General features: G+C 72.5%; 13 protein-coding genes and 2 pseudogenes. 6 read left to right on the plus strand and 9 right to left on the minus strand.

Annotated elements, in window-relative coordinates; all coding sequences use genetic code 11:
- Positions 1-2 precede the first annotated feature (2 nt).
- On the minus strand, positions 3-2081 hold the full coding sequence (locus HJD23_RS40590) for a SpoIIE family protein phosphatase (RefSeq protein ID WP_171117197.1): 2079 nt from the start codon (positions 2079-2081) through the stop codon (positions 3-5).
- A 349-nt stretch (positions 2082-2430) separates the two neighbouring features.
- On the opposite strand from HJD23_RS40590, the gene HJD23_RS40595 reads away from it, so the two are divergent.
- The 4 genes from HJD23_RS40595 to HJD23_RS40610 all read left to right on the plus strand — a co-directional run bounded on the left by HJD23_RS40595 (position 2431) and on the right by HJD23_RS40610 (position 6493).
- Entirely contained in the window at positions 2431-3303 is an 873-nt protein-coding gene (locus HJD23_RS40595; RefSeq protein ID WP_171117199.1) for a hypothetical protein, read from the plus strand.
- 139 nt (positions 3304-3442) lie between these two features.
- Entirely contained in the window at positions 3443-3817 is a 375-nt protein-coding gene (locus tag HJD23_RS40600; protein ID WP_171117201.1) for a hypothetical protein, read from the plus strand.
- Positions 3818-3896: 79 nt separating this feature from the next.
- Positions 3897-5912, plus strand: coding sequence for an NADPH-dependent 2,4-dienoyl-CoA reductase (locus tag HJD23_RS40605; RefSeq protein ID WP_171117203.1), 2016 nt, complete (start codon positions 3897-3899; stop codon positions 5910-5912).
- Positions 5913-5941: 29 nt separating this feature from the next.
- Complete coding sequence (locus HJD23_RS40610) at positions 5942-6493, plus strand: PadR family transcriptional regulator (protein ID WP_171117205.1); 552 nt, start codon at positions 5942-5944, stop codon at positions 6491-6493.
- A 24-nt stretch (positions 6494-6517) separates the two neighbouring features.
- On the opposite strand, the gene HJD23_RS40615 is transcribed toward HJD23_RS40610, so the two are convergent.
- The gene (locus HJD23_RS40615) at positions 6518-7051 is read right to left on the minus strand and encodes a hypothetical protein (protein ID WP_171117207.1); all 534 of its coding nucleotides are present in this window, start codon (positions 7049-7051) and stop codon (positions 6518-6520) included.
- Between the two features lie 165 nt (positions 7052-7216).
- Entirely contained in the window at positions 7217-8197 is a 981-nt protein-coding gene (locus HJD23_RS40620) for a fibronectin type III domain-containing protein (protein ID WP_171117209.1), read from the minus strand.
- 362 nt (positions 8198-8559) lie between these two features.
- Between HJD23_RS40620 and HJD23_RS40625 the strand changes: the two genes are divergently transcribed.
- Positions 8560-9261, plus strand: a complete 702-nt coding sequence (locus tag HJD23_RS40625) for a glycoside hydrolase family 75 protein (protein WP_171117211.1) — start codon at positions 8560-8562, stop codon at positions 9259-9261.
- A 37-nt stretch (positions 9262-9298) separates the two neighbouring features.
- Here the strand turns inward: HJD23_RS40625 and HJD23_RS40630 are convergent.
- Positions 9299-9686, minus strand: a pseudogene (locus tag HJD23_RS40630) (SDR family NAD(P)-dependent oxidoreductase); the annotation flags it as partial.
- A gap of 6 nt (positions 9687-9692) precedes the next feature.
- On the opposite strand from HJD23_RS40630, the pseudogene HJD23_RS40635 reads away from it, so the two are divergent.
- Positions 9693-9911, plus strand: a pseudogene (locus tag HJD23_RS40635) (TetR family transcriptional regulator); the annotation flags it as partial.
- 88 nt (positions 9912-9999) lie between these two features.
- Here the strand turns inward: HJD23_RS40635 and HJD23_RS40640 are convergent.
- From HJD23_RS40640 to nhaA, 5 genes are all read right to left on the minus strand, one after another.
- Positions 10000-10410 (minus strand): PTS fructose transporter subunit IIA, encoded by a 411-nt coding sequence (locus HJD23_RS40640; RefSeq protein ID WP_171119094.1) that lies wholly within the window; start codon positions 10408-10410, stop codon positions 10000-10002.
- Between the two features lie 7 nt (positions 10411-10417).
- A complete protein-coding gene (gene dhaL, locus HJD23_RS40645) occupies positions 10418-11017 on the minus strand; it encodes a dihydroxyacetone kinase subunit DhaL (RefSeq protein WP_171117213.1) in 600 nt (199 codons plus the stop codon).
- A gap of 45 nt (positions 11018-11062) precedes the next feature.
- The gene (gene dhaK, locus HJD23_RS40650) at positions 11063-12055 is read right to left on the minus strand and encodes a dihydroxyacetone kinase subunit DhaK (protein WP_171117214.1); all 993 of its coding nucleotides are present in this window, start codon (positions 12053-12055) and stop codon (positions 11063-11065) included.
- A gap of 83 nt (positions 12056-12138) precedes the next feature.
- A complete protein-coding gene (locus HJD23_RS40655; protein ID WP_171117216.1) occupies positions 12139-13269 on the minus strand; it encodes a site-2 protease family protein in 1131 nt (376 codons plus the stop codon).
- A gap of 19 nt (positions 13270-13288) precedes the next feature.
- The gene (gene nhaA / locus HJD23_RS40660) at positions 13289-14674 is read right to left on the minus strand and encodes a Na+/H+ antiporter NhaA (protein WP_171117218.1); all 1386 of its coding nucleotides are present in this window, start codon (positions 14672-14674) and stop codon (positions 13289-13291) included.
- Positions 14675-14681: the final 7 nt, after the last annotated feature.

Raw genomic sequence — 14681 nt, forward strand, 5'->3', positions numbered from 1 at the left:
GGTCAGTCTCCCGTCTGGGCGCGGGCGATGAGGACGGCCACGTCGTCGTGGTTGTCGGGGTGGTGCAGGGTGCGGACGAGGAGGTCGCAGACGTCTTCCAGGGGGCGGGCCGGGTCGTCGAGGAGGTCCAGCAGGGTGTCCAGGCGTTCGTCGAGGGAGTGACTCCGGGTCTCCACCAGGCCGTCGGTGTAGAGGACGAGTTCGTCGCCGGGGGCGAGGTCGAAGACGGTGGTGGTGAACTCGACGCCGCCCACGCCCAGTGGCGCGCCGGTCGGCAGGTCGAGCAGCGCCCGCGTCCCGTCGCGGCGGACGTGCACGGGCGGCAGATGGCCCGCGTTGGCGATCCGGCAGCACCGCTGTCGGGGGTCGTGAATGGCGTACAGGCAGGTGGCGATCGAGTGGTCCAGACCCTCGGTGATCCGGTCGAGGTGTTCGAGGAGCACCGCGGGGTCGAGGTCGAGGGACGCCAGGGTGTTGGTGGCGGTGCGCAGCCGGCCCATGGTCGCCGCGGCGGTGATGCCGCTGCCCATCACATCGCCCACGACGAGCGCGGTCTTGCCGCCGTCCAGGGGAATGACGTCGAACCAGTCGCCGCCGACCTCGGTGGCGGCGCCGGCCGGCTGGTAGCGGGAGGCGACTTCGAGGCCGCCCGTGACGGACGGATGGCTGGGCAGCAGGCTGCGCTGGAGGGTCAGGGCGGTGTCGCGGGCGTTCTGGTACCAGCGGGCGTTGTCGATCTGCACCGCCGCACGGGAGGCCAGTTCACGGGCGAGCAGGAGGTCGTCCTCGCCGAACGGCAGCGGGTTGTGGATGCGTTTGAGGTCGAGGGCGCCGAGCACCTCGCCGCGCGCGATGAGCGGCACGGCGAGATACGAGTGGACGCCCGCGCGGGCCAGCAGAGCGGCCGCCTCCGGGGAGCGGGCGATGCGCGGCAGGTCCTCGTCCTTGACCTGCGGAACCATCACGGGCCGACCGGTGCGCACACACTCGGTGACCAGACGGTCGGGGCCGTAGCGGGCCACCTGTCCCGGCGTGTCGGCCGCCCGCAGGGCCTCCGGCGCGTCGTCCGCCCGTACGGCCAGGGCCCGGATCACCGTCGGCTGGGACGGGTCGGAGCTGCTGCGGCGGCCGCCCACCACCGAGTCCAGCAGGTCCACGGCGGCCACGTCCGCCAGCTCCGGCACCGTGACGTCGGCCAGTTCGCTGGCGGTGCGGTCCAGGTCCAGTGTGGTGCCGATGCGGGCCGACGCGTCCGCGATCAGCGCCAGCCGCCGCCGCGCGGCCTCCGTCTCGACGGCCGCCCGGTGCTGCTCCGTGACGTCCAGGACCGACAGGGCGACGCCCAGTACCGTGCCGCGGGCGTCCTCCAGCCGGTACAGCGAGACCGACCAGGCGTGGTCCTCGTGCGGGTCGGCGGGGGTCCGGCCGGCGGCGGGGTGGTCGATCAGCGGCTGCCCGGTGTCCAGGACGTGCTGCAGCGCGGCCTCCAGGGGCGCCAGCTCCAGCATCGGCAGCACATCGCCGATGGTCCGGCCGATGTGTTCCTCGGCCGGGACGCCGTGCATCCGCTCCAGCGCCGCGTTCACGGACACGTAGCGCAGCCGGGTGTCCAGGACGGCCAGCCCGATCGGTGACTGTGCGATCACCCGCGTGGACAGCGCGACGTCCTGCTCCAGCCGGCGCACGGTCGGCTGGTCGGCGGCGAGGCCCAGGGCGTAGACGTCGCCCCGGTCGTCCATCAGCCGCATGTTGCGGAACTCCACCAGGCGCGTGGTGCCGTCCTTGCGGAGCACCGGGAAGGCACCCGCCCAGCCCCGGCCGGTGGCCATGACGTCGGCGAACAGCTTCTTGACCAGGTCGAAGTGCTCCTCGTGCACCATCACCCGGGCGGCGTAACGGCCCAGCGCCTCGGACGCCGAGTAGCCGAACAGCTCCTCGGCCTGCGGGCTCCACAGGACGATGCGGCCGTTGGCGTCCAGCACCACCGAGGCCACGCCCAGCACGTCGAGCAGGCCGCTGGGCCGGGCTGTCCCGCTGCCCGGCTCGGTCCCGTCGGCCACCGGTGGCCCGGTTGCACCCATCCCACGCACCGCCTTCGCCTTCCACACGGCACGTCGTCCTCGTGCCGACTCCCCTTGCGTTTCGCGCTCAACCATCTCTCTTACGCCACGACCGCCCTACTCCACCATCCCTCAACATGACTGGGGGTGTCTGGCGATGGGGTGGGGTGGCCGTGGCCCATCCGAGGGGAGCCCGGTGAGGGCCGGGGAGGGGTCGGAAAGGTGCCGAGCGGCCGATCGGGCGGGTGGGGGCTCGGGAGCAGCGGTCGCCTGTACGACAACTCCCGTTCCGCCGTTGGTCTGTACATGACCATCTCCTCTCGCCACACTCTTCCGCCAAGCGCACCCACCCCCCGACCGAGGAGCCCCTATGCCCTCACGCCGCCTGCGGCAACGTGGTCGCACCCTGCCGGCCGCCCTCGCCGCCTGCGCCCTCACCCTGCTGGCCGCCCCCTCCGCCACCGCCGCCGACACCTGGGCCGAGGTCGGCTCCGACCGGGCCGATCCGCTCACCGAGAGCCAGGGCCTGACCTCGGTCGAGGTCCCGGCCGGCAGCCCCAACCGGTACACCGGCGTCGGCACCATCCCCTCCTCCGTCAGCAGCCGCGGCTGGAACCACGTCGGCGACCCCGACGCCTCCTACGACGGCCACTACATCGAGCCGTACCAGCGGGACTCGGGCAGCACCAAGATGTTCCGGGTGCAGTCGCCCGGCGGCACCTGGTCGGAGTACGTCCACACGCTCGGCGCGGGAGAGGCCCTGAACAACTCCTGGGTCGCGATCTCCCCCGACGGCCAGTGGATGCTCGCGGGCGAGTACGGCACCATGAACCGCCTGCTCGTCTTCCCGACGCCGGGAGCCAACCCGAGCACCTCGCCCTCGGCCAACCTCCCGCAGGTCGCCACCGTCCACCTCGACCACGCCGTCCGCGACGTACAGGGCTGCGACTTCACCGGCCCGACCACCCTGCTGTGCTCCTCCGACGACCCGGCCGGCACGCTCTTCGGCATCGCCAAGCCGCTGCTCCAGGTCGACCTGTCCGCCCCGCCCAACGGCGCCTCCGACGTGTCCGGCCACGTCACGGCCCTGCGGCAGCTCCCGCTGCGCAGCGGCTGCTCCGGCACCTACGAGGCGGAGGGCATCGACTACGACCGCCGCACCGGCACCCTGCGCGTGATCGTCCTGTCGCCCGGCTTCTGCATCCTGACCGACAGCAAGACGTACCGCTTCACAAGAAGCTGAGCCGGTTCACAAGAAGCTGAGCCGGTGCTCCTCTCGGGGCTGTACATCCCGGAATGTGGTGGTTTTCTGGGAGTGCGGCACGGCGCCGTGCGGGAATCCGCTGCCGTACCGCAGCGCGGCCACGAGAGGAGTCACCACGATGGACAGTGAGCGACCGCACCCGGAATCCGTCTCCGTGGAGATCAGCGGATGCAGCAAGGAGGACGCCCGGATCGTGTTCGACACCCTGTGCGAGTACTTCGACTCGGACCGGTGCTCCGACGACGTACCGCGCGACTGGCACGAGGTCCGGCCGACGGTGTGGCTGGGCACCTTCGAGGTCTCCGCACCGCACACGGGCCCGCACACCACCAACCCCCGGCTCTCGGCCTCCGTCGAGGCCGACGCACACGGCGGCTACTGGGCGATCGACCGCTTCCGCACCACCCTGCACGACCTGTTCAGGGTGCACGACCTCGCCACGGCCTCCGGTGACCAGGAGCGAGAGCTGCACGTACGGCTGGAGAGCCGCTGACCGGCCCGTTGTGCAACTAGTTGCATAAACCGTGCGCGGTCCTCTACAACAGAGGGACGTCACCGCGCACGGAGGGGCCATGAGCCGTTACCCGCACCTGCTGAGCCCGCTCGACCTGGGCTTCACCACCCTGCCCAACCGGGTCCTGATGGGCTCCATGCACGTCGGCCTGGAGGAGGCCGAGCGTGGCTTCGCACGCATGGCGGAGTTCTACGCCGCCCGGGCGCGCGGGGGAGTGGGCCTGATCGTCACCGGCGGCATCGCGCCCAACGACGAGGGGCGGCCGTACGAGGGCGGCGCCAAGCTCACCGCCGAGGCGGAGGCCGCACAGCACCGGCAGATCACCGAGGCGGTGCACCGCGAGGGCGGCAGGATCGCGATGCAGATCCTGCACTTCGGCCGGTACGCCTACCACCAGGACCTGGTCGCCCCCAGCCCCCTTCAGGCCCCGATCAGCCCCTTCCCGCCCCGGGAGCTCACGGACGCCGAGGTCGAGCGGACCATCGACGACTACGCCCGCGCCGCCCGCCTCGCCCGCCGGGCCGGGTACGACGGCGTGGAGATCATGGGCTCCGAGGGCTATCTGATCAACGAGTTCATCGCCGCGCAGACCAACCACCGCACCGACCGCTGGGGCGGCTCCTACGAGAACCGCATGCGCTTCCCGGTCGAGATCGTCCGGCGCGTGCGTGCGGCGGTCGGTGAGGACTTCATCGTCATCTACCGGCTGTCGATGCTGGACCTCGTGCCCGGCGGCTCCACCCTCGACGAGGTGATCACGCTCGCCAAGGCGGTCGAGGCCGCCGGGGCGACCCTCATCAACACCGGCATCGGCTGGCACGAGGCCCGTATCCCCACCATCGCCACCTCCGTGCCGCGCGGCGCCTACACCTGGGTCACCAAGCGGCTCATGGGTGAGGTGTCGATCCCGCTCGTCACCACCAACCGCATCAACACCCCCGAGCTGGCCGAGGAGTTGCTGGCGGACGGCTGCGCGGACATGGTGTCGATGGCCCGCCCGATGCTCGCCGATCCCGACTTCGTCGCCAAGGCCGCCGCGGGCAAGCCGGAAGCGATCAACACCTGCATCGGCTGCAACCAGGCCTGCCTCGACCACACCTTCAGCGGGCAGATCACCTCCTGCCTGGTCAACCCGCGCGCCTGCCACGAGACCGAGCTGGTGCTCTCCCCGACGCGGCTGCGTAAGCGGGTCGCGGTCGTCGGCGCGGGCCCGGCAGGTCTCGCGTGTGCCGTGAGCGCCGCCGAACGCGGCCACCAGGTCACGTTGTTCGACGCCGCGAGCGAGATCGGCGGGCAGCTCAACGTCGCCCGCAGGGTTCCCGGCAAACAGGAGTTCGACGAGACGCTGCGCTACTTCCGCCACCAGCTCGACGCGCACGGCGTCGACGTACGCCTCAACACGCGCGTGACCTCCGCCGACGTGTCCGGCTACGACGAGGTCGTCGTCGCCACCGGCGTCACCCCGCGCACCCCGGACATCCCCGGCGTCGACCACCCGAAGGTCCTCGGCTACCTCGACGTCCTGCGCGACGGCGCCCCCGTCGGTGACCGCGTCGCCATCCTCGGCGCCGGCGGCATCGGCTTCGACGTCGCCGAGTACCTCACCGACGGCGGCGACAAGGCGCACGAGGACCCGGCGACGTACTTCCGCCACTGGGGCGTCGACATGACCTACGAAGGCCCCGGCGGACTCGCCGCCCCCGAGCGGCCCGCCCCGCCGCGCACCGTGCACCTGCTCCAGCGCAAGACCAGCAAGGTCGGCGCGGGCCTCGGCAAGACCACCGGCTGGATCCACCGCACCGAGCTGAAGCACCGCGGCGTCACCATGGTCCCGGGCGTGCGCTACGACCGCATCGACGACGCCGGACTGCACGTCACCGTCGGCGACACCAGCACGGTCCTGGAGGTCGACACCATCGTGCTGTGCACCGGGCAGGAGCCGCGCCGGGATCTGTACGAGGAACTGCTCGCCGCGGGCCGCAGCGTGCACCTCATCGGCGGTGCCGACGTGGCCGCCGAACTGGACGCCAAGCGCGCCATCAAGCAGGGCACCGAACTGGCGGCCGCCCTCTGACGTCAAGGGGCCGTCCCTAGGATGGCGCCATGTCACTCCCGCACGCGATCCTCACCGCCCTGCTCGAAAAGCCGTCCTCGGGGCTGGAGCTGACCCGCCGCTTCGACCGGTCGATCGGCTACTTCTGGTCGGCGACGCATCAGCAGATCTATCGCGAGCTGGGAAAACTGGAGGCCGAGGGGCTGATCCGGGCCCTGCCGGCCGAGCAGCCGGTGCGCGGGCAGAAGAAGAGCTACGAGGTGCTGCCCGCGGGTCGCGCCGAACTGGCCCGCTGGACCGCCGCCGCACAGGACCCCAGGCCGCACCGCGACCCGCTGCTGCTGCGGCTGCGCGCCGCGGCCGTGGTCGGCACCGAGGGCATCGTCGCCGATCTGCGCCGCCATCTCGACCTGCACCGGCGGCAATTGGCGGAGTACGAGGAGATCGAGCGGCGCGACTTCCCGCCGGACAAGGACAGCCCCCAGGACCGACTCCAGCATCTGGTGCTGCGGGCCGGCATCGACCTGGAGACCTTCTGGACGGGCTGGCTGGAGCACGCCCTGGCGGAGTTCGCCGAACTGCCCGCGGAACAGGGGCAGTAGCGGGCACAGTGCTGCTGGACGGGCTCAGAGCCGGTACGGCTTCGAGCGGCGGCGCAGGAACCAGACCGTGGCGATCACCCCGGTCCCCACCAGCGCCCCGCCCCCCACCAGGGTCAGCGTGCCGTAGTCCCGGCTGGCGCCGCCGACACCGCCGACCACGCCTCGTGTGGGTGAGGCCGTGGTCGTCGCCGAGATGGTCGGCGTGGACCCGGAGGAGACGATGACGGACTGGGTGCCGGCGGTGTTGCCGTTGGAACACATGACGACCACCGTGTACGTGCCCGGGCTGACGTTCGACCAGACCGAGCTCTGCAGGGCGGTCGTGCCGGACAACTGCACCTGGCGGCCCTGGGCGAAGGTCGCCTGGCCGCTGGTGAGCAGCGAGGCGGTGCCCCACCTGCCGTTCATCAGGGTGCAGGCGCTGGTCGTCACCGAGACCGTGGAGCCGCGGGTGCTCACCGAGATCCCGGACTGCGCGGCGGCCGGTCCGGCGACCAGGGCCAGCGGCAGCGCGGCGGCCGCCACGGCCGCCCCGAGCAGAGGCTGAGAAGTACGCATGGGACTGCCCTCCGGCGGCACGGTTGGCGGTACATCCCTTGCGCCGCCGAGGTCGGGGAACGCCCGTGCTGCCTCATGGGCAGCCAACGCGCCCCCGGCCCGTCCCGCATGCGGACCGCACCCGCACAGGTGACTGATTCCGCCGCCCGGGGGATGCCCGGGCCCTCAGCGCCCCTCGCCGGTCGTGACCGTCCGCTCCGCCGAGAAGCCGCCCCAGGTGCCGTCCGGCAGCCGGGCGCGCAGCCGCACCCGATGGCTCACCCCGGCCTCCCGCCCGACGTAGAAGCTGTACGTCGCCCTGCCCCGGGGTGCGGTCCCGCCCCAGACGAGGGAGGTGGCCGGACGGCCGTCGAGGTGGACCTGGTACTCGGTGATCACCCCGTCCACCTCGGGCGGCACCCACGACAGGTCGAGGTGGTACGCCCCGTCGGCGCGCCGGGTCGTCGCACGGAAGTCGGTCGGCGCGGTGTCCCGCCCGTCGTCCGTGCCCGGCGCGGTGGTGAGCCGGACGGCGGCACCGGCGGCGGAGACGTTGTCCGCCGCGTCTCGCGCCCGGACCGTGAACGAGTAGCGGGTGCCCGGCCGCAGCCCCGTCACCACGGTCGCGGTCTGTCCCCCGCCCACGCTGTGGACCTTCGTACCGCCCTGGTAGACGTCGTACGACGTCACGCCCCGGTCGTCCGTCGACGCGGCCCACGACAACTGCACCGCCCGGCTTCCGGCGGCCCGCCCCCGGGTCTCGCCCGGCCGCGAGGGGGCCGAGGTGTCGGCCGCGACGGCGGCGGGTGTCCGCGCCCGCACCGCACGGCTGCGCGGCCCGAGCCGCCCCTCGGTGTCCCGGGCCCGCACGGTGAAGACGTACGTCGTCGACGGCCTGAGCCGGGTGACGTCCACCATGTGCTCGGAGCCGGGGACCTCCTCGACCTTCGTGGCGTCGCGGTACACCTCGTAGCCGCTGATGTCGCCCGAGGCCACCGCGTTCCACATCACATGGACGCTGGTGGCGCTGCCCGCCGCCGCGGTGACGCCCGCCGGCGCGGCGGGCAGCCGTCCCTCGTCGCCGTCCGCCGTACCGCCCCGGCCGCAGGACGGGACGAGCAGCAGCACGCCGAGGGCCAGGGCAGCGGGGACGGGAACGCGTCGCACGACTCGGCCTCCCGGGACAGCACGTCGGAATTGGTCCGGACCAATATGACGTGACTGACGCGATCACATCAAGAGGGCGGTGGGTTCCGGAGCGCCCCGCGCGGTTCCGTATGCTGAAGCGAGCACGGCCGAACTCTCCCTGAGGGAGGGGAAGTTCGTGCTGATGGTGCGGACCGCTGTCGTCGCTGATCCCGCGCCGGCCGGGGCGGCCGGGAGGCCGAGCCGACATGGGCTCGGCCTCCCGGCCCCTGGTGGACAGCGTGGCGTGCACCGTCCAAACCCCTTGGGTGGCCCCATGATCATGGACAGCATCGGATGGTGCTGAGTGACCGTCAGTGTCCCCCATCAGAGAGTTTCTTATCGTGCGTGTCCAGTTGCTCGCGCTGGCCGCGGCAAGTGCCGCCCTGCTCGCCCCGGCGACCCCCTCGACCGCCCACCCGCCCGAGGAACCCCGCTCCCGGGGGGAAAGACCGGTCGAGGATGCCGTCCGGGCGGCCGACCTGCTGGCCAAGGTGCGGGACTGCACCCCCGTCTCCAGCGGCCGCTACCGCACCGACGCCGGCCGGCCCGCGACCATCCCCGTCTGCGGCACCCGCGACGCCGTCTTCTGGACGGCCGACATGGACATCGACTGCGACGGCCGCCCCGGCCGCCGCTGCAACCGCCGCGCCGACCCGTACTTCGCCGCCAGCACGGCCTTCCAGACCCCCGACGGCCGCCACCTGAACGCCGAACGCCTCCCGTACGTCGTCGTGCCCGTCCCCAGCCGCATCTGGGACTACCGCGAGCACGGCGTGCGCGGCGGATCGGTGGCCGTCGTCATCCATCGTGGCCGGGTGCAGTACGCGGTCGTCGGCGACACCGGGCCGCGCGAGGTCATCGGCGAGGCGTCGTACGCCGCCGCCCGGGCCCTCGGGATCCCGCCCGACCCGCTGAGTGGGGGAACGGACTCCGGTGTCACCTACATCGTCTTCAAGGGCTCGCGGGTCTCGCCCTTGGGGAGCCATGCTGCCGCCGTGGCGGAGGGGGAGCGGCTGGCGCGGCGATTCGTGGACGGTGGGTGAGTGACCGACACATCCGCCCGCGGTGGTTGAGTGACCGTCAGACGGCCGACCAGCCGTCGTCGACGGGCAGGATCACGCCGTTGATGTTGCTCGCCGCGTCCGCCTGCTCCTCGGGCGAGGGTCGAGGGCCCGTGCGCGCCCTGCTCGGCGTCGACGGCGATGCCGGTGCTGGTGCCGCCCGGGCGATGGCGTTCGTGCGGATGCCCTGCTTCCGGTACATCACCGCGAGGGACTTCGTCAGCCCCGCCACCCCGTGCTTCGAGGCGTCCCTGCGCGGCAGCGCGGCTGGCGCCGCGCAGGGACGCCTCGGAGGCGGTGCTGACGATCGCGCCCCGGCCGACGGCCGGCATGTGCGGCAGCACCGCCCGGGTGAGCAGGAACGGCGCGGTGAGGTCGACCCGGATGACCCGCTCCCACTCCGCGTCGCTGACGACGAGGCCGAACCGGCGTTCGCCCGTGCCCTCGCCGAGCGGGCCGGGCCGCCGGCCGACGATCCGCGGGCGGCCATCCAGGCGGCGATGTGCAACGCGGCGCTGCGGGCGGCGGTGGAGCCCTACGCATGGCGGGACGCCGGGCGCGGGGCACAGGGGGATGAACTGGAGGCGACGGTGCGGTCGGCGTTGGCCGTGGTCGCGGAGGGGTTGAGGTGAGCCGGTACGGCGGCGGAGGGGGCGGGCGGGAGATGAACGCCCGTGTGCCCTCCGCCGCCGTCGGTTGAACGCGGGGCCGGCCCGGGTGTCAGACCTTGCGGTAGCTGTACGCCTCCGAGGCCGCCGCCACCACCGCGTCCAGGTCGGCTCCCGTGGCCGCCGTGACGACCGCGGCGACGGCGCCCTCGACGAACGGGCAGTCCACCAGGCGCGACTGGGCGGGGAGTTCGTCGCCCTCGGCCAGCAGCGCCTTCACGGTGAGGACGGCGCTGCCGAGGTCGGTGAGGACGGCGACCCCGGCGCCCCGGTCCACGGACGCGGCCGCGGCGGCGATCAGCTCCGCGCTCGTACCCAGCTCGCCGCCCTCGGTGCCGCCCGCCGGGGCGACGGGCACCGCCGTAGCGCCGCCCGCGAGCGCCTTCGCCAGCTCGGCCACGGACGCGGCCACCTGCGCGCTGTGCGACACCAGCACGATCCCGACCAGCTTCTTGGCACTCATCTTCTCGTCACTCATCGGCGGCCTCCGCGAGTCCCGCGATGAGCAGCGCCGACGACGTGGCGCCCGGGTCCTGGTGCCCGATGCTCCGCTCGCCCAGATAACTGGCCCGGCCCTTGCGGGCCTGCAACGGGATCGTCGCCAGCGCGCCCTGCTCGGCGGCGTTCCGCGCCGCGCCGAAGGAGTCACCGAGCGCGTCCACCCCCGGCACCAGGGCGTCGATCATCGTCTTGTCGCCCGGCGCGGCCCCGCCGAGCGTCATCACGGCGTCCACGCCTGCCCGCAGCGCGTCGGCGAGCTGTGCCCGGTCGACCTCGGCGGCGTCCCCGAGCGCCTTGCCGGTGCGGCGCAGCAGCGTGCCGTACAGCGGCCCGGAGGCCCCGCCGACCGTCGAGATCAGCTGCCGCCCCGCCAGGATCAGGACGGCGCCCGGCGTGTCCGGGGCCTCCTTCTCCAGCGCCGCCGTCACGGCGGTGAACCCGCGTTGCAGATTGCTGCCGTGGTCGGCGTCCCCGATGGGGGAGTCGAGGGCCGTGAGCCGTTCCGCCTCGCGGTCCACGGACGCGGCGGTCGCCGCCATCCAGCGGCGGAAGAAGTCGGCATCGAGCACTGGGTCTCCTTGCGTGGTAGGTGCCTTGATCGTCCCGTCGCCGTGTCACATACCCCAGCGCAGCCCCGGCGTCCGCACCGGCGCGTCCCACAGCCGCAGCAACTCCTCGTCGACCTGGCACAGGGTGACCGAGGCGCCGGCCATGTCGAGGGAGGTCACGTAGTTGCCGACGAGGGTGCGGGCGACGGCGACGCCGCGCTCGGCGAGCACGCGCTGCACCTCGGCGTTGAAGCCGTACAGCTCCAGCAGCGGGGTCGCCCCCATGCCGTTGACCAGGACCAGGACGGGATTGCGCGGGCTCAGGTCCTCCAGTACGGCGTTCACCGCGAAGTCGGCGATCTCACGCGAGGTCATCATCGCCCGCCGCTCCCGGCCGGGCTCGCCGTGGATGCCGATACCCAACTCCAGCTCACCGGGCGGCAGATCGAAGGTGGGGGTGCCCTTGGCGGGCGTGGTGCAGGCGCTCAGTGCCACGCCGAAGCTGCGCGAGCTCTCGTTGACCTGCCGCGCGATCGCCTCGACCCGCTCCAGCGGCTGCCCCTCGTCGGCGGCGGCCCCGGCGATCTTCTCGACGAACAGCGTGGCGCCGGTGCCCCGCCGACCGGCGGTGTAGAGGCTGTCGGTGACGGCGACGTCGTCGTTGACCAGCACCTTGGCGATCTGGATGCCCTCGTCCTCGGCGAGCTCGGCGGCCATGTCGAAGTTGAGCACGTCACCGGTGTAGTTCTTCACGACGAACAACACCCCGGCCCCGCTGTCCACGGCCGCCGCCGCCCGCACCATCTGGTCCGGTACGGGGGACGTGAATACCTCCCCGGGACAGGCGGCCGACAGCATCCCGGGCCCCACGAACCCGCCATGCAACGGCTCGTGCCCCGAGCCCCCACCGGAGACGAGCGCGACCTTGCCCTCGACGGGCGCGTCCCGCCGTACGATCACCCGGTTCTCCACATCGACGGTCAACTCCGGATGGGCCGCCGCCATACCGCGCAGGGCGTCCGCGACGACGGTCTCCGGTACGTTCATGAGGATCTTCATGGGTGCCTCCTGGCGCGGTCCTGATAGGGGGAGGGCTGCTGTCGGCAGTATCGGCCTTGCGGCGCCGAAGGTCACGTGGACGGTCATCCGGCCCCGTTCCTGCGCAGTCGGTGGCGCTGGGTGAGGCGGATGATGTCGTGTGCGGTGATGATGCCCGTGAGGTGCCGGCCGTCCAGGACGAGGATCGGCAGCCCGCCCGCCGGGCGGAGCTGTTTGAGGGTGTCCTCCAGGAGGTCGTCCGGTGCGCAGGTGGTGCACTGGGACAGGGGAGTTGCCACGTCGCGCAGGCGCAGTGTCTCCCGCTGCAGCGCCGGGACACGTGTCAGCTGCGGCAGCCGGAGCAGGCCGCTGGGGCTGCCGTCGAAGTCCAGCAGGGGCAGCGCCGAGTGGCGGGCCTCGATCGCGGGGCCGTCGATGAAACGCTGCACGGTCATCCAGTCGTGGGCGGTCTCGACGGGGCTGGACATGGCGTCGGCGGCGCGTAGCCCCCTCAGCGCCGAGGTCAGGGACGCCTGCTGTACTTCGGCCTTGGCGGCGATCATGACGAAGAAGCCGATGAGGGCCAGCCACAGTCCGCTCCAGGCACCGCGCAAGAACAGCAGCCAGCCGAGGACGATGAGCAGGATGCCGAGGATCTGTCCGCTGCGGCCGGCCGTCCGGTCGGCCCGCTCGCGGTCACCGGTGCGCCACCACATCACGGCCTGCACGACCCGTCCGCCGTCGAGCGGGGCGGCGGGCAGGAGGTTGAAGACGCCCAGCAGAAGGTTCGCCCAGCCCAGCCACACCAGCACGGCCGCGGGCAGCTGCCAGCCCGGTCCCGCGCTCAGTCCCGCTCCCGCGCCGAGCGCCGCTCCACCGGCGATCAGGCTGGTGAGCGGCCCGCTCACGGCGACGAGGAAGGCCGCACCCGGGGCGGCGGGTTTCTCCATCTCGGTCATGCCGCCGAGCGCCCAGAGGGTGACGCTGTGGACGGTGATGCCTTTGCGCCGGGCCGTGACGGCGTGCGCGGACTCGTGTGCCAGCAGGCTCAGCAGAAGCAACAGGGCGCCGACGAGCCCGGCGACCGTGTAGGCGGTCGTGGACCGTCCCGGGAGCCAGGCGGGCAGCGTGCCGCCGGCCAGGCCGTAGCCGAACAGGAACACCAGCAGCGGTACCGTCCAGTGGATCCGCAGCGGGACCCCGGAGACCCGTCCGATGGGTAGCGAGTTCTTCATGGCTCTCTCCTGCCGACCGTCATCCGTCGGTCTCGGACGGGCTGGCGGGTCTGCGGCTTCGGCGGGGGCGGTCCGCGTAGGGGTGTTCGGGAGCGAGGTCGCCGTGCGGTGCGGTGGCGTCGTCGGCCTGGTAGATGTCGGGTACGCCGTCGGCGTTCGTGTCGACGGTCTCCGCCTCGTACAGCCGCCTGTACTTGTTGTTCCGCAGTCTCAGCAGGACGCATGCCACGAGCGCGGCGGTCAGTGATCCGACCAGGACCGCGGCTTTGATGTGTTCCTGTTGCGCCGGGTCCGGGTAGGCGAGTTCGCCGATCAGCAGCGAGACGGTGAAGCCGATTCCGGCCAGCATGGCCAGGGCGAGTACGTCCGCCAACGCGAGGCCGGGGCCGAGCCGGGCACGGGTGAAGCGGATGGCGAGATACGTTCCGCCGAAGACTCCCAGGATCTTCCCCGCCGCCAGCCCCAGCGCCACGCCCAGTGGCTCCGGGTTCGTGATCACGGCTCCGAGTGTGTCGCCGGAGACGCTCACGCCGGCCGCGAACAGGGCGAAGAGCGGCACGGCCACTCCCGCGGAGATCGGCCGGACCAGGTGGGCGATGTGTTCGGCCGGGCGGTGTCCCACCGTTCCGTCCTCGGCCGCGCGCAGCAGCAGTCCCATCGCGACTCCGGCCACTGTGGCGTGGACGCCGCCGGCGTGGGTCAGGCCCCAGATGACCAGAGCCAGGGGGACGTACCAGTACCAGCCGTGTACGTGTTTTCGCGTGTGCAGGACATAGAACAGGCCGAGCCCGAGGGCGGCGCCGAGGAGGGCCGGGAGGTGGATGGTTGACGTGTAGAAGAGGGCGATGACGATGATGGCGCCCAGGTCGTCGACGATCGCGAGGGTCAGCAGGAAGGCGCGCAGCGCGGAGGGCAGGTGGGTGTCGATCACGGCGAGCACGCCGAGGGCGAAGGCGATGTCCGTGGCCATGGGCACGGCCCAGCCGTTCCAGGTTCCTCCTCCGGCCGTGGCGACGATTCCGTAGACGAGGGCGGGTATGGCCATGCCGCTGAGTGCCGCGACCACCGGCACGGTCGCCGTCTTGGGGTCGCGCAGTTCCCCGACGACCAGCTCGCGTTTGAGTTCGGCCCCGGCGACGAAGAAGAAGATCGCCAGGAGCCCTTCCGCCGTCCAGTGGGCCACGGAGAGGTCAAGGCCCAGGGCCCCGATGCCGAAGTGGAAGTCCCGCACCGCCTCGTAGGCGTTCCTCAGCGGCGTGTTCGCCCAGACCAGCGCCGCCGCTGCCGCGGTGAGCAGCACGATGCCGCCGACCGTCTCCGTGCGGAGCGCGTCGGCCACGAAGATGCGCTCCGGCAGGGGAAGACGGCCGAGAAACGTGCGGGGCCTGCCGTTGCGGTGGGGCATGCGGTCG

The organism is Streptomyces sp. Z423-1, assembly GCF_013009255.1.
Lineage (GTDB): Bacteria > Actinomycetota > Actinomycetes > Streptomycetales > Streptomycetaceae > Streptomyces > Streptomyces gossypiisoli.